This window comes from Streptomyces sp. NPDC004435, from assembly GCF_042873895.1.
GTDB lineage: Bacteria > Actinomycetota > Actinomycetes > Streptomycetales > Streptomycetaceae > Streptomyces.
Map to the genome: position 1 here is coordinate 310,886 of NZ_JBIAMB010000008.1, position 22,668 is coordinate 333,553.

Genomic DNA, 22,668 nt, shown 5'->3' on the forward strand with positions numbered 1-22,668 from the left:
GCCCTCCTCCACCACGGAGATCGCCGCGCCCCGACCGGCGCCGACGGCTCAGCGCGCGATGCCCCCGACCACGACGAGCTCGGCCACGCCCACATGGTCGGGGGCTTCGCCGCCCTGGCCCGGCGAGGCGGCCCCGTCCGCGGGCGTGGCCGTCAGCGAGCCGTCGAGGGTGTGGCAGGGTGGTGGGCATGTGGGCCTTCGCGGCCCGTGAACGTGAGAAGGGGTATGTCGTGAACGAGGCTGAGCTCAGGGCGCTGTTCGACGAGATCGACGCGGATGGCGACGGGCGGATCAACATCGTCGAACTGGCGGAGGGCTTCAAGGCCGAGGGTGCCCACGGGCACCTCGCCGAAGAGGTCAGGAAGGCCATGGCGGCCGACGCGAACCACGACGGGGTCCTCGACTTCGACGAGTTCCGCACCCTGCTGAAGTAGCGTCAAGCCGGCCTGACCGCGTGAGCGCCTGGGCAAACCTGCCAGGAAGTCCGGGCAGGCCCCTCATGACGGGTCTGCCGGGCTCCCGCCACGGGCGCTCGTGCCTCAGGCGCAGACGGCGACGCACCGGGCCACGATCGGGGAGGTCCGGTCGAGTGTGGGACGTCCGGGTACCGCGTGCGCAGCGAGGCCAGGCGCCCAGGGGCATCCCCCGGGGCAGTACCGCCGAGCCGGCCCGCATCACCGCCGAGCCGCCCGGCATCACCGCCGGTGCTCAGCTCCACCACCTGGATGAGCAATCTTCCTGGAGAGCGTGGAGAGCGTGGAGAGCGTGGAGAGCGTGGAGAGCGTGGAGAGCGTGGGGAGGGGATGTCAGACGCCGGAGTCGGCCGCGGGGTGGGTGAACCGCACGGGCTTGCCCAGCGACCGAGCGTAGGCGATCTCGGCCCGGGTGCTCTCTCCGATGTAGTCGCCGACCACGAGCACCTCGTCAGCGAGCCGGATCTTCGCTCGATGCAGGGCGTCGAGTCGAGCCTTCAGCGCCTCTGCCTCGACAGGATCGGGCCGGAGTTCGTGCGGCGACTTCATGTCGCAGGCCGGTTTGACGACGATCCTCCCGGCCTTCGTCTCCTGGATGTCGGCCTCGGCCATCTCGATCATGAAGCGGATGGAGCCGCAGATCACGACGATGTGGGGGAGGCTCAGCTGTTTCTTCGCGTCAGCGAGCCTCTCCTCAGGTGTGAGCGGCTGAGCGTGTGACACTAATTCCTCCTGGTGATGTGGTCCAACGGGACCTGCGCAGTCGAGGACCACGGTGCCCGACAACGTGGTGCGGCGACGTACGCACCCGGTGAACACACTCTCCATCCGGCTACCGGTGGAACCGGGCCGACGTGCCCATGACTCGACAACTCGACACGGACAAGCACCGGTTCGTGGATCATTCCCGCTCGCGTCCGCGGAATCGGTGCTCGACGTCGAGTCGCGTCGCGGGCAGGGGATCGGCCTTCACGCCAGATCGCGGCGAGCCGGCTTTCCTGACGGTCTGTCGGAACCGACACTGAGCGCAAGGGGGTACGACGATGACTGATCAACCGTTCCAGCCCGCGACCGCTGAGGACGAGACGGACCCGGACACACCGGCCACGAACGCCGAGTTGCGGCAGGCGGTCCAGGCGGTGCTGGCGCTCAGGGCGAACGCGATCCCGTTCTGGGCGCGCGACACGGCCAAGACCGCGTCGCTCGACGGGCACTTGCAGCACGTACCGGACGGGCCACGTCGTGTGCTGTGGCGCGCCCTGGTCAAGGAGTGGCTCAAAGTCCGCTCGGACGCTCTGCTCGCCGCTCTGCGGCAGCAGTTGGACGACTCGATCAAGGCGGCGATGAGCTCCTTGGCCGGTGTGCAGCACGGGCTGGTCCATGGAGACCTGTCGCCGCGGCTCACCGAGGACGCCGTACAGCGGCTCGAACAGTTCGTGTACGACACGGACTTCGCCAAGGCGGCCGATGCCCACCTCGCGTCACTGAAGGCGGATTTCCTCGCGTACTGCGCCCGCGCGGCGGAGCTGGAGCCGTATCTGGAGGAGTGCCGGGAGGGCCTGGTCAAGGCGCACACCGATCTGAAGGCCGCGGTGCAGCAGGTGGACGCCCAGAAGCAGCAGGTCGTGCAGGCGGGCCTGGCGCTGTTCCTCGAACCGCGCGTGCACACCCTGGACGGGATGCTCACGGCGGCCGAGCAGGTGGTGATCGCACAGTCGCCGGACCTGCTGGTCACCCAGGTGGATACCGCGTGGACGCAGTCGGTCATGGCCTCCGCCGCGGATCAGAGAGCCGTGATCACCGGCTCTCTGGCGTCCGGCGCGGCCTACTGCGACATCGCCCGAGGCAATCTGACGCTTCCCCTGATCCGGATCGGGAGCCCGGTCGTGGCCCAGTTCCAGCAACTGGGCGCTCTTCCGGCCGCCAACGCGGGGCGGAAGGGCTGCGTGGACCTGCGCAAGGCCTTCGGCGAGCCGTGGATCCGCGCGCTGGGCTCGCTGACACAGCCTGAACTCACCCGGATCGTCTCCTTCTGCGGCCTCAAGATGGTCCGCGACACCCTCGTCAAGCGGCTGACCGCCCAGCGGATCCACGAGATGGATGCCGCCGTGGCACTGCTCGCCGCCCCCGGCGACGTGGACGTGGCCTGCGGGAAGATCGCGAGCATGGGCTACACCCGGATCGCCCTCCCGCCCGGTGTCACAGCCTTCGGCTGGCAGATCGTCGGCCAGTGGCTGCTGCCCAACGCCTTCTCGGACGCGGGCTACGAGACCGACGACGCCTGCCTGAAGCACATGCACCAGGAGCTGCACCCGCAGGTCTCGAAGGCCACGGCCGAGGCGTACTTCGCCGACCTCGTCACCGCCTGCCGCACGGCCCGTGCGGCATGGGGCCACCGAGTGGACAAGACCGTGCCCCTCGACCAGGACGACATCGAGTTGACCCACCAGGCGCGGTGGCACATCTCGATCAAGGCGTACCTCTCCACGTCCCAGGTCTTCCATGTGGACGGCGGCTACGGGAAATCCCCCTGGCGCGCGATCCAGTAGCGCCGGAGCCACCTCGGGGCGGGAACCGCGGGTGCGCCGTCCACGGACGGAGGGCGGACTCCGCGCTGTCCGAACCCGTGGGATCCGGGGCGGGTGTGAAGAGGTGAAACGACGCCGGCGCCGGCGGCGGCGATCATGGCCCTGGCCACTGCCGTCGCTTCAGCGCCTCCACCGGCGCTCCGGTGCGGTCACCCAGAAGGTCAGACCCACCAGGGAGAAGATCACGGCTCCGACGATGGCCATGGGGATGCCCATGGCGAGAACGAATGTCCGCAGGAGTTCTCCCCATGTCGGCTCATCACCCATGGTGTTCCCTTCGTGTGCCATGCAGGTCATGACTCGGCGAACTACGCTTCGGTTCCCCCTGGCGGCGGGGCCCGGCCGTTCGCATCGACCACCACGGAGTCGTTCCCGGTCATATCGGGCCCAGGACCTCCCCCGGAGCGGCGTCCAGCTCAAGGGTTTCGAGCACGGACAGCAACTGCCGTTCCTCGTAACGGAAGTGGCTCTCCATGATGGCGGCGATGCCCTCGAGGTGCTGGTCCAGTTCCTCGGGCGGGGCGGCCCGCCCGACCGCGGCCTGGAGGCCGCCCAGGAGGTGGGCGATCATGGAGTGGTCCTGCTCGAGGGAGCGCAGCACCGGGCGCAGTTCGGGATGCGCGGCCGCTATCGCCGGGAACAGGGTGCGGTCCTCGCCCCGGTGATGGCCGTCGAGGGCCGCGCAGAAGCCGTGGCAGTACAGCAGCAGTTCCCGGGTGGCCGCTTCCCCGGGAGTGCCGTCGGCCAGGGATGAGCGCGTGACCGACAGTGCTTCGCGCAGTCGTTCGTGTACCTGACGGAGTTCTCTGCTCCAGGCGACGAGCCTGGTCGTCTCGCGCTCAGACACGCGAGAACGAAGGGTGCGACGAATGCATCGTCGACCTCCTTCGGTTCGACGCCTCCATGCCTGACACGGACTGCCACCGGCACGCGACGTTGCCAGAACCCTAGCGCACCCGTCACCCCCGGCGGGCCGCCCGCTCGGGGTGAGAGACGCGGGCGACCGATCAGTGTCCGCCCTGCCGATCGGTGGACCGGTCGATCAGCCCGGCCGGTAGGTGCCCGCGCTCCACTCGTGACCCTCGGGGTCGAGGTCCCCGCCCCGGCGGTCGGGGCGGCGGCCTGCCGAGACCTACCAGCCGTTGAGGTGCACGACCTCCGAGACGGGGCGGCGGCGCACGGGCCCGAAGTTGCCCATCGGCCGGCCGACGGGTATCGCGGCGAAGGTGCGCATGTCCTCGGGGATGCCGAGGGCCTGCTTCCACTCCTCCTCCAGCATCAGGTGCCAGATGGTGATGTTCGCTGCGAGGCCGAGCCCTCGGGCGGCGAGCAGCAGGTTCTGCACACCGGGGTAGACACAGGAGCCTTCCGCGAGGGCCATGAAGCGTTCCTGCGTGTCCATCATGCGCTGGGTCGCGGCGGGGCCGAGGGCCTGCGCGGAAGCGAGGTAGCCCTCCTCGGTCACCCGCGGTGCGGGGAACTGGTAGCAAGGGATGATCAGTACGGGGGTGTCCGCGAAGTGGTCCCGCTGGTACTCGATGGCGGCGACCATCCGCCCGTAGGCCGCGTCGTCCATGCCCGCGGGGGCCAGCGCGCCGGTGGTGGCGAGGTAGGCGTCGACGCAGCGCTTCCACAGGGGAGCGAGACGGGCCATGACCTCCCGATCGGTGACGACGACGTACTCGAAGCGCTGCATGTTGCCGCCGCTCGGCCCCCAGACCGCGGCCTGCACGAGCTGTTCGACGAGGTCCTCAGGGATCGGGTCGGGCTTGATGCGGCGCATGGCGCGCATGGTGGACATGGTGCCGAAGAGACGCGGGTCGGTGTCCGCACCGATGATGTCGTTCATGATCGCGGAGTGTAGACCCCGTGACCGCGCCCGCAAGAGACTGCCGCGGGCGGTCGGGGCCGAGCCCAGGGACTACGCCGTCCGCGTCGACGCCGGGCTCGGGTACGTGACCGCGTACCGAACCTAGTCCTCGGGCGCGTCGTCCTCCGTCTCGTAGTTCGCCAGGGCAAGCCCCAGCGCGAAGAAGGTCGGTGCCCACTCGCCGACGAAGATGCCCCAGCGGTCGGCGCGTTCCAGATTCTCCCGTCGACTCGAGGCGAGCCACGAGGTGAGGGACAGTCCGATCGAGCCGACAGCCGCGAGGTAGGCGTGCTCACTGCGAAGGCCGGCGTCGTGAAGTCGCTTGACGACCATGTCGATCTTCCCTTCGGTCGAGGTGCCGGACCTGGGGGCGGGGCCGGCAGGACCGTCGCACCCCGTAGATCCCGAGAATGCTTCCTGCGTAGGTGTTTCCGTCCCGGCCGGCTCTCGGATGCGTCACGGGGCGGTGTGGTGGTCCGGGTCGCCGTAGAACCGGCAGATCAGGTCGATGCCCTTCCGCAGGCCCGTGGGGCGGACCATCCCCGGGGCGAGTGCCCGGCCGCTCCAGCCGGGGCCCGCGAGCACGACCAGGGGGGCGAGCCTGGCTCCCCGTACTCCGAACGTCGTTCCCGCCACGCGGCGGGCGAGGGCGTGGTCCGCGGTGAACCTGGACTGTGACCAGAGGGCCACAGCGGCCGGACCCGACCGGCGTACCGCGGCGTCCAGGGCATGTGCGGGCACGGCCGCGCCGAACATCCTGGTCGGCAGACCTCGTTCGGCGAGGCCCGCCGCGAGGGCTTCGAGGGGAAGGGTGTGCTCTTCGGAGGGGACGCAGGCGAGGACGACGGGAGGGCCGGAGGCGGTGGGCGCCGGGCCGGTGACCGCCGCCGCCCGCAGTGCGGTGGAGACGTGCCACGACAGCAGGTGCTCCACCTCGACGTAACGGTCGTCCGAGGACTCCCACTTGCGTCCCACCGCGTGCAGGGTCGGAGCCATCACCTCCTCCCACGCCGTGACGAGCCCGTACCGTGCGAGGACCTCCCGCAACAGCGCCTCCATGGCCGGGGCGTCGAGCCGCACCGCGGCGCGGGCCAGACCGCGGCACTCCTGCCGTACGTCACCCAACGGCAGCCCACCGCCGGGTCCCGCGCGTCGAGCCCGCGAAGGTGCCCTCCCCGCCGTTGAGGCGTCCGACGGCACGGACCCCGCCGACTTCGCGGGTTCCGGCACGGAGACGGCCGACGGCTCGGCCGGCCCTGTCACCACCCCGGGCACGGCGACGGTCAAGGGCTCGGCCGGCCCTGTCACCACCCCCGGCATCGCGACGGCCGACGGCTCGGCCGGCCCCGTCACCGCCCCGGGCCGGGAGGACCTGGCCGCGTGGGCCGCCTCGGCGGGCGGGACCCCTGACGCCGTGAGCCGGCACATCTCCTCCAGCATGGCCACGTCCGCCGCGCTCCACCGCCGATGCTTCCCGTCGACGCGCGCGGCGGGCCCGATGCCGTAGCGCTGGTCCCAGGAGCGCACCGTGGTCGGCGAGACGCCGAGCCGTCGCGCGACCGCGCCTGTGGTGATCCCGTGGGTCTCTGCGGACATGCCACCCGCCATGAGGGGAGGAAACGATGCGTGAAGGGGGCCGGCAGCCGGCGCGGCCGTCAGGTGCGCCGCGCCGCGGCGGCGGTCGGAAGGCGGGTGGCCACGCCGTCGGCCAGCCGCTCGAACTCCGACCGCAGGAACGGTGTCGCCAGCTTCGCGAGGCCCTTGAACGTCAGCGAAGCACGATAGGTCAGCCGCGTGCCGTTCCCCTCGGGCTCGAAGCGAAGGTCATCGACCGCGGTGACCGTCTTGTTCTCCCCGATGAACACCAGCCGCGCCGACTCGCGTACGTCGAGCCGGTACTCGAGTTCGCTCGTACGCCCCCGGAAGACCGACTTGTTGCGCCACCGCGCGCCCTCCCGCACCGGTCCGTCGTCCAGCCGTACACACGACACGGTGCCGGGATCCCACTCCTCGGCGTGGGCGAAGTCCTCCATGTACGACACGAACTCGGGCAGGGGAAGCCCCACCACGAGAACCCTCTCGACACTGATCACCGCACGGCCTCCCTCTCCCTGCCACCGGTCCCTCGCTTCCGGGTCGAGCCCGGACACCGATGCTTCCGTGTACGGGGGGTGCCGGATGCAGGGTTCCGCCGCCCCTCGCCGACCAGATCGGTGGCGAGTGCCCGGGGCCTTGGAGCCGTGGCACCGTTCCGCCCGAGAACGCTGCATGAACGATGCGAGTGGTATCGGTGTATATGTCGGAGTGAAGCTGATTTCCTTCCGCCTCGTCGCTGTCTCGTCCTGGCCGACGGCCTCACGGACGCATCGTGGAGGTGCGACGGGGCGAGGCCCGCCCGGGCCTCGCCCTGCGGGCGGGGTTCGATGATTGGGGAGACGCTCATGAACACCCACGTCCTCGCAGTGAACGGACTGGCCGCCGGCGTCTGGCAGTCCGGACTCGCCCAGGTGCTCGGCGGCCTGGTCGTGGTCGTCGTACTCATCGGCGCCTTCGCCCTGGGGATCAGGCTCACGAGGAAGGAGCTGCCGCCCCCCGCCCCCGAGACCCAGCCGCACCGCCCCGAGACCGACCGGCATCCTGGTGAGATGTCCGAGTACCGCAAGCCCTCCGAGATGCCGCAGACGGACGGTGAGCACCGGCTCATGCCCTACAACCTGAAGAACTGCGGCGATGCCTCGGCCGTCCCGCCCAGCGAGGAGCAGCGCAAATGGGGCGGGATCTCCAGCGGAGGCTTCGGCAGCGGAGGCACCGGCCACGGCGACTGAAGCGTCCGGCCCCCCCGCGCGGAGCGGCGAACGGCGTGCCAGGGTCACTCCTGCGCACGCCGTCCCCGTGGCTACGGGCGGCAGCCCTCAAGAAGGAGGCCGAAGACGTCGCTCAACAGTTGCTCGCGGACGTCTGGTCGTACTCCGCCGGTACTGCCCGTGCCGCTGAGAGCTCGGCCCGTGGTCGCGCGGCATCGCGGCCCACAAGGCAGCCGACCCGTCCGGCGCGGTGGTCCGCCACCACGAAGGGTTCCGCCGACTCGGCAAGGGACTCGGCAAGGGGCACCGCGGCCGAGGCGGCCTCGTCACCCGCACCGCCCGGGATCGCACGACGCCTCGCTCTGCCCCGGGCAGGGTCAGGAGCCACACGAGAAGGGCGCTGCGCTCCCTCGCCGACGTCGTCAGCGAAGGGGGACGACGCCCGCTCGGACAGGCCGGACGGGCCGGACGCCATCCGGCGCCATCGCTCCCATGAGCCGGTGCGCCACCCAGTCGGGCCCTCGCCGGCCCACCCGCCGGGACCAGTGCCGAAGCCCCGGGGGAGGGGCGTCGAGCAGCCGCCGAAGGGCTGTTCCGGCCGTCCTCTCGTCGAGGCGCGACGGGTCGAGGCACAGGGCGAGCCCCGCTCGCTCGGCGTCGTGGGCGATGGCGAACTGGTCGCTGGAGAAGGGCAGGACAAGGGCCGGCGTCCCCGAGGCCAGGGCTTCCGTGAAGGAGTTGTTCCCGCCGTGGTGGACCATCGCGTCCACCTTCCCGAGGAGCCATTGCTGGGGCACCACGGCGTCGATGTGGACGTCGGGTCCCGCCAGGTGCGACAGGGCCGCCGCGCGGTCGCCCGCCGCCACGATCGCCGCCGTGTCGGGCAGGTGGGCCCGCAGACTCCTCACGAGGAGGGCGAGCACGTCGTCGCGGGCGGAGAGGAAGGTACCGAGAGCGATCAGCACCACCCTCCGGTGCGTGGCCCTGAGCCGCCCCAGCACCGCCTCCCACCGCGCACCCGGGTCCGGCGGCACGGCGGGCACGCCATGCCCCCCGTGGACGAAGGCCGGACCGCCGTCCGGCCGCCCGGGCAGCCAGGGGAACTCGGGGTAGTTGAACACCACAGCGTGCGGTGAGGCCAGCGCGAAGGCGCGCCCCGGAGGCGGAGCGTCCGGAGCGTGGAGGCGCGCCGTCTCCGCGAAGCGCCGCGTGAACTCCGTGTCGACCTCCCGAGCCGCCCGACGAAGCTCCGCGAGTTCCCCGCCGGAGGGGCGGATCGCCTCGGGCCACGCATAGGGCACACCGAAGAGCGCGCTGTCGGAAGCGGGAACGTACGTCGGATGGCCGGGGCAGAACGTGGCGTAGCGAAGTCCCAGGCAGTGCAGGGCCAGCGTCACGGGGTAGCTCAGCTGGTCGACCACGTACCAGTCCGGCGCCAGCCGGGCGTGCAGGGACCGGATCCGCGCCAGCGTGGCCTCCGGGTCCGGCAGCATGTCCTGGCCGCGGTGACGGCACTGCGTGAGCAGGGCGGACACGGCTCCGCGCCGGGTGGATTCGAGGAACTCGTCGAGACGCCTCCGCTCCTCGGCGGCCTGCGGGGTGCTCCGGGCGACCCCGGTGTTCGAGTTCCGCGTGATGGCAAGGGGCACGAACGTCACCCCCGCCCGCTGTGCGAAACCCTCGAAAGGCGGACCGCACGCGAACACGACGTCCGCGCCGCGACGGGCGAGCGCCCCGGCCAGCACGGACAGCGGCTGGGCGTGCGAGGCGAACGGAGGACTGACGACGACCACGCGCGGAGGACGGCTCCCCGGGGCTGATGGCTCCATGCCGACACGTTCACCCCCGGGCACGCGGCCGGATGCACGGGGACCGCGGTCGGCACGTGGACGGAGCGCATACGTTCAGTGACCGACCGACCAACCCACCGACCGACTGCTGACCGACCGCCCCACCGCCCACTGACCGACGAACCACGGCCGCCGCACGCCTCCTCACGCGCACCCTCACGACGCCCCGGCCCTGCATCCGGAACCCGCATCGGTCGCGAACAACTGCTCGCCGAACGTCGACGACGAGGAGTTGCGATGAAACGCTCCCACCCTCCCGCGGCTCACGGGGGACACAGACCGCGACTCTCCGCGCGTGTCCAGCCCGAGCCGTTCCTGGCCGTTCGGGCCGGGCACTGGGGGAGAGCCGCGGACGACTCCGTACGGTGGTCGAGGACACCGAACCTTCTGGCGGAACTCGTGCGGGCCGAGTACCACAGGGAGGGTCCGACGGCGCATGCTCCCCCGAGGCTCGCCTCCCCCCGGGACCTGGCCCTGGCCGAGCTGAGGAAGCGGCTGCGCCTGGGGAAGGTCCCCGCACCGGAGGAGTGCGTACGCCTCCTCCTCGAAGGCTGCGACCACACGCGGTCCGCGGTCTTCGACGCCTGGCCGGAGGTCGTACGGCGCCACGGGCCGGCGCACGCGCGGGCCGCTCTGCGCAGCGGCCTCCGGGCCGGTCGCGCCCCCGAGGCGGTACCGCTGATGCTGGACCTGGCCGCCGCGACCGGCCTGCGGCCCCTCTCCCTTCCCGAACTCCTCGGAGCGGCGTCAGCGCCGTCGTCCGGACGCCGGCTGCGACACGCCGCCTGGCGCCTCCTCGCGGCGATGGGCGAACTCTCCCTGATACCCGACGCCGACACCGCCGGGGACGCGTACGAGAAGGTGCTCCTGACCGCGCTGGGCGGGGAACCCTCGCTCGGCTCGGACACAGTCGGCCTGAGGCCGGGCGTCCTGGTCGCCCAGTCCATGCTGATGGGGCACCTGGACCGTCCGGGCGAAGGCATGAGCGGCGGACTGGGCGTTCTCCTCGGCTCCCTGGGGAACGCCCTCGCGGACACCGAGGCCGTCGCCGGCGTCCTGACCGTCGTGACGGCCGACCTCGCCGAGCTGGAAGCGGACCCGAGCCTGCTGCGGCGCCGGGGCCGGAGGCACTGGGTGCTCAGGATCCCCGTGGACAGCGATCACCCGGTCCGCCCCGAGGAGACCGGGGCCCACCGGGACGCCATGGCGTGGTGGGCGACCCTCCTCCTCACCTCGCTGCCCAGGCCGGTCGACGTCCTGCACGTCCGCTACGCCGACGACGGCTCGCTCGCCCTCGCCGAAGCCGCCCGCAGGGCCGGCCTCTCCCTGATGTTCACCGCCACCCCGGACCCCCATCGACAGATGACCGAGCGCTACGACGCCCCGGGCGCCGACCCGCGCGCCCTCAGGGACGACCTGCACCGCGTCTTTCTTGCGGACCGGCTGCTGGAGAGGGCGGACCGCGTCGTGGGGATCGCGGGCCGGGGCGGGGGAGCGGCGGAGCTCGTACGGTACTTCCCCCAACTGGTGGACAGGTACGCCGAAGGTGCGCCGAGCGCCCCGCCCGAGGGCATCCCGCCGTACCTGCCGCCTACGCACGCGGCCCGCAGGCGCGCCGCCCTCCTCCGGGCGGTCGACGACGCCGCCGCCCCGGCGGACGGCCGCGCCGCCTCCTCGGTGCTGCTCAGCGTGGGCCGGCTCCACCCGGTGAAACAGCAGGATCTGCTGGTCCGTTCCTGGATCGACGCGGACTGCCATCGGCACACGGTCCTGGTGCTGGTGGGAGGCGGCCCCCGATCCGGCGACGCGGTCGAACGCATGATGCGCGCCCGCATCGAGGAAGCGCTCCGCACCCGCCCGGAGGCGCGTCGGCGCCTGCTCCTCCTTCCGGCCCTCCCCAACGCGGAGGTCCGGATGCTCGAACGAGCCCTCGCCGATCCCGCACGACGGCTCTCCGCACGATACGTGTGTCCCAGCGCCAAGGAGGAGTTCGGCCTCGCGCTCCTCGAAGCGATGGACGCCGGACTGCTCGTGGCCGGCCCCCTGCGCGGCGGGGTGCCGCACTACGTGGTCGACGGCCACAACGGCCTGCTCGTCGACACGTCCACCTGCCGGACTCTCGGCGAGGGACTGACCCGTCTGCTCGCCGTCGACGACGCGCGGGCGACGGTGATGGCCGCACGCGCCCGGACCCTCGTCAGGTCCACCTACTCGTCGACCGCCATGGCCCGCACGCTGGCCGAGCACTATGCCGAGATGGCCTCGCTCCACGCGGCGAAGTCCGCCGGGACGTTCCCACCGGGCTTCGCCTCCGCTTCAGGCTCTCCGTGGGGGCGGGGCGGGCGGTGACGTCCCGGGGCGGGTGCGTGCGCGAGTCCGCTCGTTCCGGGGCCGCGCCGCGCGGGGACACCGTCGTGTGTGCTCAGTTGTCCGCTTCGAGGGCCCGGACGCGCCGCGCGTCCAGGTCTCGCTGGACGCGGGCCACGTCCTCGGCGTACGGGCGGTAGAGGAGCGTGAGGAACGCGCCGTTGACCGTCATCAGGATGACGAGCGCCCACAGGAAGACGGTGCGCAGGCCGACGACGTCGCCGAGGAAGCCGGCGCCGAGGCTGAACGCGGCCCAGGCGATCGCCTCGAACACCGAGACGTAGAGGGCGAACGCGGCGCCCCGCAGTTCGGGGGGTGTGACGGCCATGACCATCGGCCGGTTGAGGCTGGGGTTCACGCCCTGTGCGGCGCCCATGAGGGCGAAGAAGACGCCGAAGAGCGCGATGTGGCCGTAGTCGAACTGCGTGCCGAAGAAGGCGACGACCGCGAAGGCGAACTGGGCGGACTGCAGGACCGCGACCGGGCCGTGGCGCGGACTGCGCCGGGTGGCCCAGTCGGCCGCGAAGCCGCCGAGGAGGGTGCCCAGGAAGTAGCCGATGCCGAAGGGCAGCAGCACGATCGCGGCCTTCTGGGTGCTGAAGCCGTACTCGTCCACGAGGAAGACCACCCCGAAGGTGCCCACCAGCAGGTGCCCCGACAGCAGCCGTGACACGAGGAGCAGCACCAGGGTACGGATGCGCAGCAGGGAGAGGACCTTGGCGCGGGTGAGCTTCGAGTGGGCCTCGCGGGTGGCTCGGTCGAGGCCGCTGAACTGCTGCTCGGACGCTCCGCGCCCCGGGTCGCGGAACCACACCCACAGGCCGATGCCGAGCAGGATGTTGAAGGTCCCCACGCCCCACAGGCCCCAGCGCCATCCCTCGTCGACGCCGGCCAGCTGTCCCTTCAGCGGACCGATCCCGGCACTCACGAGGGAGACCGCGCCGAAGACCAGGCCCACCGCCCGGCCTCGGGACGAACCGCCGAAGAGGTCGCCGATCAGCTCGGTGATGATCGGGTGCGCGGCGGCGTAGCCGGCGGCCAGGATCGTGTAGAGGACGAGGAGCTGGGTGAAGTTCTGTGCGAAGCCCGCGGCCACGCCCCACACCCCCCACAGGCCGGTGGCCACGACGAGGACGCCCTTGCGTGACCAGCGCTGCGCGGCCCACACCCAGAACGGCCCGGTGAAGGCCCCGACGATCTTGCCGGCGGCGGTCAGTGTGCCCAGGGCGCCGAGCGAGACGCCGAGGGACTGGCGGATCAGGGGGAAGAGGCTGCAGACGAGACTCGCCTCGGTGCTGTCGACCAGCATGGTGCCGCCGAGCAGGGACAGCTGTCGCCAGCGTCCCTTCACGGGTACCTCGGCAGGGGGCACGGCGGTGCGCTGGCTAAGCTCGGTCATCGCGCCATCTCTTTCTCTGCGGTTTCCTGGCGGGAGATCTACGGGAGGGCAGGGCGCAGGCCGGTGACGGGGCGGCAACCCCGTCACCGGCCGCAGGCCGGCGGAACCGGTGGGGTGTACGGGCGGGCGTGCGTCAGAGGCGGGCGAGTTCCTCGGCGACCATCCGGAGCCGGGGCACCGGGAACAGCGGACCCGCCGTCGCGGCGACGTCGATGAGCGGTGCGGAACCCAGCATCTGGAGCAGCTCGGAGTCCACTACGCCGGGCAGGTGCCTGCGGAGCACCTCGACGGCCCTCGGATCGGACAGCAGTGCCTTGAGGGGGGTGCGCAGCGAGAGACGGCCCTCGGGGTACTCCTCGGCGCGGGGCAGGGGCAGCGCGGCCCGCTCGGCCTGCCCGCGCTGGGCGCGGACCAGCAGGTGCTCCCTGGTCACCGGACCTTCGGCGGGCAGCCCCAGTCGTGCGTACTGGCTGGCGGGGGCGTCCTCGGCCCGCATCAGCCCCACCATCAGGGTCGCCATGCGCAGCTCCGTGTCGTCGTCGACCAGGGGAGTCAGCTGACCGGGGTCGGTCTGCAGGTCGAAGAGGAGCGTTCCGTGATGGTGGGGGTTGACCAGGGTGCGGCCGCCGGTGCGCAGCGTACGGACGCCCTTGGTGAAGTCGAACGGCTCCGCCAGCTCCAGGTCCGCGAGTTCGGCGGGCGAGAAGCGGCCCCTCATGTGCGTCGGCATCAGGGTGTGCTCGAAAAGCGGCGCGTTGTCCGGCGACACAGGGGCCCGCATGTAGACGTGGCGTCCGTCGGTGACGTTGACATGCCCGCCGTGGGCGCCGAAGAGTCCTGCCTCGCGCACGGGCACGTCCTCGGCGATCGGCAGCGGCGCGCCCCTCATGTCGCCGGGCCGGTCGACGCCGAAGAACTCCAGGAACGTCGGCGCCAGGTCGACGGTCTGCACGAGCGCCTCGCGCCGGGCTCCGGCCGTGGCCGAGCGGGGATCCCAGGCGAACAGCGGCAGGTGGACGAGTTCGTCGAACCAGGGCTGGACGCTCTTGCCCCACCAGCCCTTCTCGCCCAGCAGCAGGCCGTGGTCGGTGCACACCACCAGCAGGGTGTCCTCCCACAACCGGAGCTCGTCCATGGTGTCCAGGACGCGTCCGAGCGAGTGGTCGCACATGGACAGCAGCGCCGCGTACTCGAACCGCGCGTGCTCGACCTGGTCGGGATCCTCCACGACGCGCTTGTAGTCGGGCCAGTCGAAGTGCGGACCCTCATAGGCGTGCGGGTAGAGGTCCTTGTACGGCTGGTGGCTGAAGAACGGCTCGTGCGGGTCGAAGGTCTCGATCTGTACGAACCACCGGTCGGCATCCCGGTTGGTGCGGATGAAGTCGAGGCCGGCGTCGAAGGTGAGGGTCTGCGGGTGGACGTCCTCCGTCGCCATGTGGGGACGGTTGACCCAGTCCTGGCGGTAGACGCCGAACCGGACCTTCTTCAGGTCCTCCGGTACGACGGGGTCGGCGACCTGCCCCTTCCAGGGGTCGCCCTCCTGGCCGCGGAAGAACTCCCAGGTGTGGTAGCGCCCGTGGTAGGTGGCGCCGCCGTCCTCCCAGTAGTGCGGGTGGTCGCTGACGAGGTGGGTGTAGACGCCGTTCTGCTTGAGCAGTTCCGGCATCGAGTCGTCGAACGGTTCCAGCGGGCCCCAGCTGCGGTGCAGGAAGTTGTGGCGGCCGGTGTGGAGTTCGCGCCGCGCCGGCATGCAGGGGAGGGAGCCCGCGTAGGCGTGGTCGAAGGTGACCGCCCGCTCGGCGAGCCGCGAGAAGTTCGGCGCGTGGGTCCAGTCGCCCCCGTACGGCGGCAGCATGTGCCGGTTGAGGCTGTCGAACATCACCATGACGGCCTTCATCGGACGGGGCTCCCCTCGGTCAGGCTGCGCAGGGTCTCCTCCAGCCAGGCGACCCAGCGGTCCATGGCCGCCGCTCCGGCCCGGTGCAGCGCGTTGTGGATCTGGAGGTCCAGTTCCCGGTCCAGTCCGGGAACCGGGTCCTCGTAGGTCAGGGTCCGGTCCCGGCCCCGGTTCTCGGCGATCTGCCGCCGGCGGTGGTCCAGCTCGGTCTCGACGAGCCGGACCACCGCGTCGTGGTCGAGCGGCCCCGCGATGCTGAACCGGGCGATGAAGTCGATCTCCTGGAAGCGGCTCGGCGGCTCGTACGGTGAGCGCACCCACTCCAGGAGCACCTCGTGGCCGCGGGGAGTCAGCCGGTACACCTTGGCGTCGGGCCTCCCCTCGCGCGCGTCGACCTCGTGCCGTACCCATCCGTCGGCCTCCATCTGGCCGAGCTTTCGGTAGATCTGGCTGTGATGGGCCCGGGCCCACAGGAACTGCCCCTCCGTCTCCAGCCATTTGCGCAGGTCGTAACCGCTGTAGGGCCGACGGGTCAGCAGACCCAGCAGGACGTGCTCGAACTTCACGGACGTGGACTCCCAGCGTGAGGTGCGAAGAGGGATGGCCGGTGATTCACCACCCCGTTACCTATGTGCAAGTTCACCTATGTGCGAATTCATATACTGGGGTTATGGAGACGTCAATGGGATGTTGCGCCCCGGTTACCCGGACCCACTCCGCCCCCGTGCGCCCCGAACCAGCCGAAATCATGCCTGACCATGACCAAGCACTCCTGGCGGGCGGGCGGTTCCTGATGGGCGACCACTTCGACGAGGGCTATCCCGCGGACGGCGAAGGACCGGTGCACGCGGTCCGCGTCGCTCCGTTCGCCATCGACACCACGACGGTGACCGTGGCCATGTTCGAGTCCTTCGTCCACGCCACCGCGTACGCGACCGTGGCGGAGCGGGAGGGCAGCTCGGCGGTGTTCCACCAGGCCGTCGCCGCGAGGCGGGCGGACATCGTCGGCGTCGACCCGGTCGCCCCCTGGTGGCTGGAGGTCCGGGGGGCCGACTGGCGCCGTCCGCACGGCCCGCTGTCCGAGGCCGAACGAGACCACCCCGTGGTCCACGTCGCCTGGGAGGACGCCATGGCCTACTGCGCGTGGGCGGGCCGCCGTCTGCCCACCGAGGCCGAATGGGAGTACGCCGCCCGCGGCGGCCTCGAAGGACACCGCTTCGCCTGGGGCGACGAACTCAGGCCCGGCGGCCGATGGCCCTGCAACATCTGGCAGGGCTCTTTCCCGCACACCAACACCGCCGAGGACGGCTGGCTCGCGACCGCACCGGTCCGCAGCTACCCGCCCAACGCCTTCGGCCTGTACGAGGTCGCCGGCAACGTGTGGGAGTGGTGCGCGGACTGGTTCGCCGCCGACTACTACGCGCGCTCTCCCGCCGACAGCCCCCAGGGCCCCGCGCACGGAGAGCGCCGCGTCATGCGCGGCGGCTCCTACCTCTGCCACGCCTCCAACTGTAAGTTGCGCCCGCAGAGCGGGCTGCGCTTGATGTTGACGCCGGGGCCGAGCAGCACGTGGACGCCGTGCGCGAGGCACTCGCGGGCCAGCGCGTCCCCGACGCGGCGCGCCAGTTCGGTGTCCCAGGTGCTCGCGAGGGTGACGGCGGGCGGGAAGCAGGTGGCGGGGGCGCTGACGGCGATGCCGAGGTGGTCGGCCTGCTCGTCGCTCTGCACCCGCAGCCCGTGCGGCCCGTCGGAGAAGCGCAGTCCGGGGACGCCGGCCCGGGGGAGGGCGGCGGTCCGCCACCACCCGGAGCCGGTGGTCAGCGCGGCCTTCTCCTCCGTGGTCAGGTGCGCGGGGGTCATGCCGGGTGAAGGGGGTGCGGGGGTCACGCCGGGTGAAGGGGGTGAGGGCGTCAGGCCGGGCGAAGGGGGCGTGGGTCGGATCGGGCTGTTCAAGGGTCCTCCTCGGGGGGCCGCACCGGCACTGAGGAAGAAACAGTACGTTGTACTGTTTCTGGCGGGCAAGGCTCGCCCGAGCGCGGAAGGGCTGCGGGGTCAGGCGGAAGCGGGCCGAGGGGGCCACGTAAGGTGACCCGGTGACAACCAGAAATCCCTACCCCAAGGGCGTCGCCAAGCGGGAGGAGATCCTCAGGGTCACCCTGGAGATCTTCGGCCGAGGGGGCGAGCGGGACACCACCCTGCGGACGGTCGCCAAGGAGAGCGGCATCAGCCTGACCGGCCTCATGCACTACTTCGCGTCCAAGGACCACCTGCTCACGGAGGTCCTGCGCGCCAGTGACCGGGCGGCCGAAGAACGCTTCCACTCCCAGGGATCCGCGAGCGACCCGGGTGACTTCCTGGCCCGCGCCCTGACCGCGAACGCCGCCGACGGCGCCCGTATCCGCCTCTACGTCACGCTCGCCGCGGCATCGACCGACCCCGCCCATCCCGCCCACGCGTACTTCGAGGAACGGTTCGCCCTCCTCCGTACCACCATCGCCGCACACATTGCGGAGGAGCAGCGGGCGGGCCGGGTCGCCCCCGGGATCGATCCGCACTTCACCGCGTCGGCCCTCGTCGCCGCCTCCGACGGGATCCAGCTCCAATGGCTGAGCGACCCCGGCATCGACATGGCCGCCCACGTCCGCCGGGTCTGGAGCATCCTCGTCCCCGAGGCCGACTCCCCGCCCGGCGCGGCACCGCCCGCGTAGATCCGCCGACGCGACCGCTCCCGGCCGTGGCAGGCCCCGCAAGCCCCCGGATCTGCTGCACATTCGTACCGGCCCCGGGAGCCCCCGGATCCGCTGGACTCCCGTACCGGCCCCGGGGGCTCGGCGGAATCCGCTGAGCCCAGGACGTCGGTCGACGGCGCTTGTGGGGCCTGCCGGGCGGGCGGCCGGCCTGCTCAGGCGTGGTCGGGCAGATCGTGGCCGGTGACGGCCCGGGCGTAGGCGCGCAGTGCGGTGATCACCTCGGCCCGGGAGCGGCGGCCCGCGAGCAGTTCCATCTGGTACCCGTCCTCCATCGCGACGAAGCTGGCGGCGAGCAGCCGGGGCGGGTCCTGGAGCGTGAAGTGCCCCTGGGCCTGTCCCAGGACGAGGATGCCCGAGTAGACGGCGATCTGGCGCTCGGTCAGCGCACTGTCCAGCGCCGCCGCCTTGGCGTCGCGCAGGCACCGGGGCCAGTACTCGAAGAGCAGGCGGGTCAGGGTGTCGTCCGGCCCGGAGGCCACCCCCTGCTCGATGCACGCGGCGAGCTGCCTGGACGCGTCGTCGAAGGCGGTCGCGGCCTGCTCGCGCTGCCGGCTGTAGCGCTCGATCGCCTGCTGGTAGGCGGCGTGCACCAGGGCGTCCAGATCGCCGTAGTAGAGCACCGCGGCCGAGGTCACCCCCGCCTCCTCCGCCACGTCGCGCAGCCGCAGCCCTTCCAGGCCGCGCGCGACCAGCGCGCGCTCCACCGCCCTGCCCAGCTCGGCCCGCCGGGCCTCCTTCCCGCCCTTCCTCGCGACCACACCGCTCCCTTCGTCGATCTGTTGCAGACAGATTTAACGGTATCCCGACGCCCCTTGACCAGCCAGAGAACCATGTCTTAAATCTGCGTTTAACAAATCCGTCGCTGCCCGGAGGCACCTCATGCCCCACCCGAACGACGCCGACGCGGGACCCGCATCCGCTCCCGCCCCCGACAAAGGCCTGCGCAGAGGCACGGTGGGCCTCCTCGCCTCCGTCACCCTCGGACTCTCCTGCGTGGCCCCCGCCTACAGCATCGCCGTCACCCTCGGCTTCGTGACCCTGACCGTCGGGGACCTGGCGCCCGCCGCCCTCCTCCTCGGCTTCGTCCCGATCCTCCTGACCGCGTTCGCCTTCCGGGAGCTCAACCGCGCCATGCCGGACTGCGGCACCACCTTCGTGTGGACCACACGCGCCTTCGGGCCGTTCGCCGGCTGGCTCACCGGCGGCTGGGTCGTCCAGGCCGCCACCTTCCTCGCGATGACCGCCCTCTCGCAGGTCGGAGCCACGTACCTCCTGCGCGTACTGGGTCTGGGCTCCCTGGCCGACAGCCCCCTCGCCGTCACCGCCACCGCCGTCGGACTCCTGGCGGCGGTGGCAGCGGTCGCCTACCGGGGCCTCGACCTCTCGGCCGCCGTCCAGTACGTCCTGCTCGGCCTGCAACTGGCCGCGCTGCTCGGCTTCGGCATAGCCGCCTTCGCCCGTGACGGCGCGGCCGTACCCTCCCTGGCCTGGCTCGACCCGCTCGCCTTCCCGGGCTTCGGCCCGTTCGCCGAAGCGGTGATGCTCTGTCTGTTCATCTACTGGGGCTGGGACGCGCTGATCACCGCCAACGAGGAGACCCGCGACGGCGAACGCGTCGCGGGACAGGCCGCCGTCCTGTCCACCCTCGTCCTTCTCGGCGCCTACCTGTTCACCGCCTTCGCCGCCATCAGCTTCGCCGGCACCGGAACCACGGGCACCGGACTCGGCAATCCCGACAACGCCTCGGACGTCCTCGCCACCCTCGCCCCGCCCGTCCTCGGCCCGGCACTCGCCAAGGCGATGGAGCTGGCCGTCTGCGTCTCCGCCGTGTCCGCCCTCCTCACCAGCGTCGTCGGCTCCTCACGCGGCACCCTGTCGATGGCCGCCCACGGCGCCTTGCCGCCCGCCTTCGCCCGCGTGCACCCACGCCACCACACCCCCACCTTCGCCACGCTCTTCGCCGCCGGCGCGACCGCCGGCCTCCTCGTCCTGCTCCGGCTCGTCTCCACCGACTTCCTCGGCGACGCGATCCTCTGCGTCGGACTCCTCATCGCCTGCTACTACGGCACCACCGCACTCGCCTGCGTCTGGTACTTCCGCGACCGTCTCCGGGACTCCACCCGCGACCTGCTGTTTCGCGGAACCCTCCCGCTCCTGGGAGGACTGATGATGCTCGCCGCCTTCGCCCGCAGCGCGTACGACATGTACGACCCGGACTACGGCAGCACCTCCTTCCACGGCATCGGCGGCGTCTTCCTGTTGGGTGTCGGCTCCCTCGCGGCAGGGGCCCTCGCTCTCGCCGCCGCCCGCGCCCGCTCGCCCCGCTTCTTCCGTGACGACCGCACCACCATGACCGAACCCGCCCTCCTCAAGGACTGACCTCCCATGCGCACACTCGCCCTCGCCGCCATCCAGACGGCCCCCGTCCCCCACGACCCCGAAGCGACCTGGCAGCGCTTCGCCGACCAGGTCCGCGCGACCCGCGACCTCTTCCCCCACGTCCGGCTCGTCGTCGTGCCCGAGCTGCTGCTCGCCGCGGAAGGCGCGCTCCTCCAGCCCTCCGAAGGCGACCGCATGGAGGAGGCCGCCGTCGCGATCCCCGGCCCGCTCACCGACAGGATCGCCTCGCTGGCCGTGGAGACCGGCCTGTGGCTGGTCCCCGGCAGCCTCTACGAGCGCGGCGACGGCGGGCGGGTCCACAACACCGCCCTCGCGGTCTCGCCCGAAGGCGCGATCGCCGCTCGCTACCGCAAGGTCTTCCCCTGGCAGCCGTACGAGAGGACCGCCCCGGGCGACCGGTTCACCGTCTTCGACATCCCCGGTGCCGGCCGCGTGGGCCTGGCCATCTGCTACGACGGCTCCTTCCCCGAGACCGTCCGCCAACTCGCCTGGCTGGGCGCGGAGGTCATCCTCCAGCCCACCCTCACCCCCACCCGCGACCGGGAGATGGAACTGGTCTGCGCCCGCGCCAACGCCTGGACGAACCAGGTCTACGTCGTCAACGTCAACGCCTCGGACTCTGCCGGAGTCGGACAGAGCACCATCGTCGACCCCGAGGGCATCGTGCGCCAGCAAGCCGGCCCCGGAGAGGAGATCCTCGTCGACGTCCTCGACCTGGACGCCGTGACCCGCACCCGTACCTACGGCTCGTCCGGCCTCAACCGCCCCTGGTCACAACTCGCCCGCCACGGCGCCTCGGTCCAGCTCCCCATGTACGGCGGCGGAGGCTTCGTCACACCGGCCTGGCACACCGAAGACCCCGACACCCAGCCCTGAAGGCACCCCCACCGTCAACCAGCTCGCGCCCGGAGCGCCCCGGCTCGTTACGTGCCCAGCCCCGCTGCTCCGCCGAGCGCGGCCACGGCGGCCCGGTCGTACCGGCCCCGGGCGATCCGGCCGCCGTGATCCGGCACCCCCGAGCGCTCGAAGACGCCGATCCACCGGCTGCTCACCGACGCCCGCCGACGGGGTCACTAGTAGTGCTTCGTCAGGTCCTTCTGACCTGGGCCGATCCAGCGAGTCTGACGATCACTCTGCGGCTTGCGCGAGTCGGGAACTGCAGTTCACAGGCTTGCTGCGAGAACCAGGCCCGGCCCTGGTTCCGCAGACCCGACAAAGCACTACCAGGGCCTCAGAGTGCCGGCCTGCACGGACTTCAGCCGGTCATGGGCCATGCGGGCCCTGGCGAGGGCTTCGTCCTCGTCGGCCTTGGAGTTGCTCAGGAGCTTGTATTGGAGCTGCATGACGGTGTTCTCCTCGCGGATCGTGATGACGATGGTCCGCTTTGAGGATCCGGTATAGGCGAGGGCGGTGCTCTCGTCGCCGAGCTTCGGCAGTCCCAGCTTCGTGGGAGTGGTGCCTTCCCCGTCGAAGCCTGACCACTCCGCCATGTGCGGGGGTGCGGCACGGGCAGCTGCTTCTGACGGGCAGGCGTAGACAATGAACCGAGCGATTTTGTAATCCTTGCCGGCGGTGCCTCCGTCCACTTCGTACTCGTTGCCGTTGGCGCGGCATCCGTCCGGCCGGGCCTGGATGCCGCTGTCGGAAAAAAGGTCCCAGTTCCTGGGCAAGTCGCTCGGCTGGAGCATGGCCAGGGAGATCTGCGCGTCCGTCAGGACGGCCCCACCCCCGTTGCCGTTCGTGTGCCCGGGCTCCTGCGAGGAGGACCCGCTTCCAGCAGAGGTATCGTGCCCGACCACCAGCTGGCGGACTCCGTAGAGGGCCAGGACCAGTACAGCAACGGCCAGCACGACGACCACGCCAGCCAGGACGCGCGCGCCGGCGGTGTTGTTCACGGTGAGCGGGCCCAGGGAGATGTGACTGCGCGAGACCCGGCTGCCCGTGATCACCACTGCGTCGCGGTAGGACCGGGACGAGAAGTCCATCTGCGCGCTGAGCTGGGTGCGCAGATCCGCGTCGGTTTCGATCTCCCCGACCAGAACCGTCTCGGCCTCCGTGCGCGCGCCCGTGTCGCCGGGGTCGGCCTCCAGTGCTGTCAGCGCTGTCTGCCCCCGCGGGGTTCTGGCCAGCCCGCCGCGGACCAGCGCGGTCAGCGCCGTACCCCCACCATTGACGACTGCCGCCGCCGACGCACCGGCCAAGGCTGTCACCAGACTCGTGACGGCCGCGGCCGCCAGCTCCGAACTGTCCATCCATCTCCCCCTGATGTC

At 71.5% G+C, this 22,668-nt stretch carries 22 protein-coding genes and 1 pseudogene; 8 read left to right on the top strand and 15 right to left on the bottom strand.

The window, feature by feature from the left end:
- Nucleotides 1-230 precede the first annotated feature (230 nt).
- Entirely contained in the window at nt 231-434 is a 204-nt protein-coding gene (locus ACFYT9_RS17310; RefSeq protein WP_376597135.1) for an EF-hand domain-containing protein, read from the top strand.
- A gap of 372 nt (nt 435-806) precedes the next feature.
- Here the strand turns inward: ACFYT9_RS17310 and ACFYT9_RS17315 are convergent, their stop codons facing one another.
- Complete coding sequence (locus tag ACFYT9_RS17315) at nt 807-1,196, bottom strand: hypothetical protein (RefSeq protein ID WP_389164477.1); 390 nt, start codon at nt 1,194-1,196, stop codon at nt 807-809.
- A gap of 320 nt (nt 1,197-1,516) precedes the next feature.
- On the opposite strand from ACFYT9_RS17315, the gene ACFYT9_RS17320 reads away from it, so the two are divergent.
- Nucleotides 1,517-3,022, top strand: a complete 1,506-nt coding sequence (locus ACFYT9_RS17320; protein ID WP_389164479.1) for a hypothetical protein — start codon at nt 1,517-1,519, stop codon at nt 3,020-3,022.
- 159 nt (nt 3,023-3,181) lie between these two features.
- On the opposite strand, the gene ACFYT9_RS17325 is transcribed toward ACFYT9_RS17320, so the two are convergent.
- From ACFYT9_RS17325 to ACFYT9_RS17350, 6 genes are all read right to left on the bottom strand, one after another.
- A complete protein-coding gene (locus ACFYT9_RS17325) occupies nt 3,182-3,328 on the bottom strand; it encodes a hypothetical protein (protein WP_389164482.1) in 147 nt (48 codons plus the stop codon).
- 109 nt (nt 3,329-3,437) lie between these two features.
- Entirely contained in the window at nt 3,438-3,908 is a 471-nt protein-coding gene (locus ACFYT9_RS17330) for a hemerythrin domain-containing protein (RefSeq protein WP_389164483.1), read from the bottom strand.
- Nucleotides 3,909-4,193: 285 nt separating this feature from the next.
- Nucleotides 4,194-4,910, bottom strand: a complete 717-nt coding sequence (locus ACFYT9_RS17335) for a nitroreductase family protein (protein ID WP_387270123.1) — start codon at nt 4,908-4,910, stop codon at nt 4,194-4,196.
- Nucleotides 4,911-5,033: 123 nt separating this feature from the next.
- Nucleotides 5,034-5,264: a hypothetical protein gene (locus ACFYT9_RS17340; RefSeq protein WP_387270122.1), complete on the bottom strand. Its 231-nt coding sequence runs from the start codon at nt 5,262-5,264 to the stop codon at nt 5,034-5,036.
- A 123-nt stretch (nt 5,265-5,387) separates the two neighbouring features.
- The gene (locus ACFYT9_RS17345) at nt 5,388-6,527 is read right to left on the bottom strand and encodes a MerR family transcriptional regulator (RefSeq protein WP_389164485.1); all 1,140 of its coding nucleotides are present in this window, start codon (nt 6,525-6,527) and stop codon (nt 5,388-5,390) included.
- 59 nt (nt 6,528-6,586) lie between these two features.
- Complete coding sequence (locus ACFYT9_RS17350) at nt 6,587-7,024, bottom strand: SRPBCC family protein (RefSeq protein ID WP_389164487.1); 438 nt, start codon at nt 7,022-7,024, stop codon at nt 6,587-6,589.
- 348 nt (nt 7,025-7,372) lie between these two features.
- On the opposite strand from ACFYT9_RS17350, the gene ACFYT9_RS17355 reads away from it, so the two are divergent.
- Nucleotides 7,373-7,756, top strand: a complete 384-nt coding sequence (locus ACFYT9_RS17355) for a DUF6479 family protein (RefSeq protein WP_376597121.1) — start codon at nt 7,373-7,375, stop codon at nt 7,754-7,756.
- 401 nt (nt 7,757-8,157) lie between these two features.
- On the opposite strand, the gene ACFYT9_RS17360 is transcribed toward ACFYT9_RS17355, so the two are convergent.
- Nucleotides 8,158-9,384 (bottom strand): glycosyltransferase, encoded by a 1,227-nt coding sequence (locus tag ACFYT9_RS17360; protein ID WP_389164490.1) that lies wholly within the window; start codon nt 9,382-9,384, stop codon nt 8,158-8,160.
- A 600-nt stretch (nt 9,385-9,984) separates the two neighbouring features.
- Between ACFYT9_RS17360 and ACFYT9_RS17365 the strand changes: the two genes are divergently transcribed.
- A complete protein-coding gene (locus ACFYT9_RS17365; protein ID WP_389164492.1) occupies nt 9,985-11,934 on the top strand; it encodes a glycosyltransferase in 1,950 nt (649 codons plus the stop codon).
- Nucleotides 11,935-12,007: 73 nt separating this feature from the next.
- Here ACFYT9_RS17365 and ACFYT9_RS17370 read toward each other — a convergent pair whose 3' ends face one another.
- The 3 genes from ACFYT9_RS17370 to ACFYT9_RS17380 form a co-directional block, all read right to left on the bottom strand.
- Nucleotides 12,008-13,351, bottom strand: coding sequence for an MFS transporter (locus ACFYT9_RS17370; RefSeq protein WP_389164495.1), 1,344 nt, complete (start codon nt 13,349-13,351; stop codon nt 12,008-12,010).
- 133 nt (nt 13,352-13,484) lie between these two features.
- Nucleotides 13,485-15,248, bottom strand: a complete 1,764-nt coding sequence (locus tag ACFYT9_RS17375) for a sulfatase-like hydrolase/transferase (protein ID WP_389164497.1) — start codon at nt 15,246-15,248, stop codon at nt 13,485-13,487.
- Nucleotides 15,245-15,814, bottom strand: a complete 570-nt coding sequence (locus ACFYT9_RS17380) for a PadR family transcriptional regulator (protein WP_389164500.1) — start codon at nt 15,812-15,814, stop codon at nt 15,245-15,247. The genes ACFYT9_RS17375 and ACFYT9_RS17380 overlap by 4 nt, the downstream gene beginning before the upstream one ends.
- A 227-nt stretch (nt 15,815-16,041) precedes the next feature.
- Between ACFYT9_RS17380 and ACFYT9_RS17385 the strand changes: the two are divergent.
- Nucleotides 16,042-16,713, top strand: a pseudogene (locus tag ACFYT9_RS17385) (SUMF1/EgtB/PvdO family nonheme iron enzyme); the annotation flags it as partial.
- 23 nt (nt 16,714-16,736) lie between these two features.
- On the opposite strand, the gene ACFYT9_RS17390 reads toward ACFYT9_RS17385, so the two are convergent.
- Complete coding sequence (locus ACFYT9_RS17390) at nt 16,737-17,108, bottom strand: glycoside hydrolase family 3 N-terminal domain-containing protein (protein WP_389164502.1); 372 nt, start codon at nt 17,106-17,108, stop codon at nt 16,737-16,739.
- A gap of 233 nt (nt 17,109-17,341) precedes the next feature.
- Here ACFYT9_RS17390 and ACFYT9_RS17395 point away from each other — a divergent pair, with 233 nt between their 5' ends.
- Entirely contained in the window at nt 17,342-17,956 is a 615-nt protein-coding gene (locus ACFYT9_RS17395) for a TetR/AcrR family transcriptional regulator (RefSeq protein ID WP_389164504.1), read from the top strand.
- Between the two features lie 194 nt (nt 17,957-18,150).
- Here ACFYT9_RS17395 and ACFYT9_RS17400 read toward each other — a convergent pair whose 3' ends face one another.
- Nucleotides 18,151-18,756 carry a TetR/AcrR family transcriptional regulator gene (locus ACFYT9_RS17400; RefSeq protein ID WP_389164505.1) on the bottom strand — a complete coding sequence of 202 codons (606 nt, stop codon included), beginning with the start codon at nt 18,754-18,756 and terminating at the stop codon, nt 18,151-18,153.
- 121 nt (nt 18,757-18,877) lie between these two features.
- Here ACFYT9_RS17400 and ACFYT9_RS17405 point away from each other — a divergent pair, with 121 nt between their 5' ends.
- Both ACFYT9_RS17405 and ACFYT9_RS17410 read left to right on the top strand, forming a co-directional pair.
- Nucleotides 18,878-20,377: an APC family permease gene (locus tag ACFYT9_RS17405; RefSeq protein WP_389164507.1), complete on the top strand. Its 1,500-nt coding sequence runs from the start codon at nt 18,878-18,880 to the stop codon at nt 20,375-20,377.
- A 6-nt stretch (nt 20,378-20,383) separates the two neighbouring features.
- Entirely contained in the window at nt 20,384-21,274 is an 891-nt protein-coding gene (locus ACFYT9_RS17410) for a carbon-nitrogen hydrolase family protein (protein WP_389164510.1), read from the top strand.
- 47 nt (nt 21,275-21,321) lie between these two features.
- Here the strand turns inward: ACFYT9_RS17410 and ACFYT9_RS17415 are convergent, their stop codons facing one another.
- Together ACFYT9_RS17415 and ACFYT9_RS17420 are read right to left on the bottom strand one after the other, a co-directional pair.
- A complete protein-coding gene (locus ACFYT9_RS17415) occupies nt 21,322-21,450 on the bottom strand; it encodes a hypothetical protein (protein ID WP_389164512.1) in 129 nt (42 codons plus the stop codon).
- 168 nt (nt 21,451-21,618) lie between these two features.
- On the bottom strand, nt 21,619-22,650 hold the full coding sequence (locus ACFYT9_RS17420) for a hypothetical protein (RefSeq protein WP_389164515.1): 1,032 nt from the start codon (nt 22,648-22,650) through the stop codon (nt 21,619-21,621).
- Nucleotides 22,651-22,668: the final 18 nt, after the last annotated feature.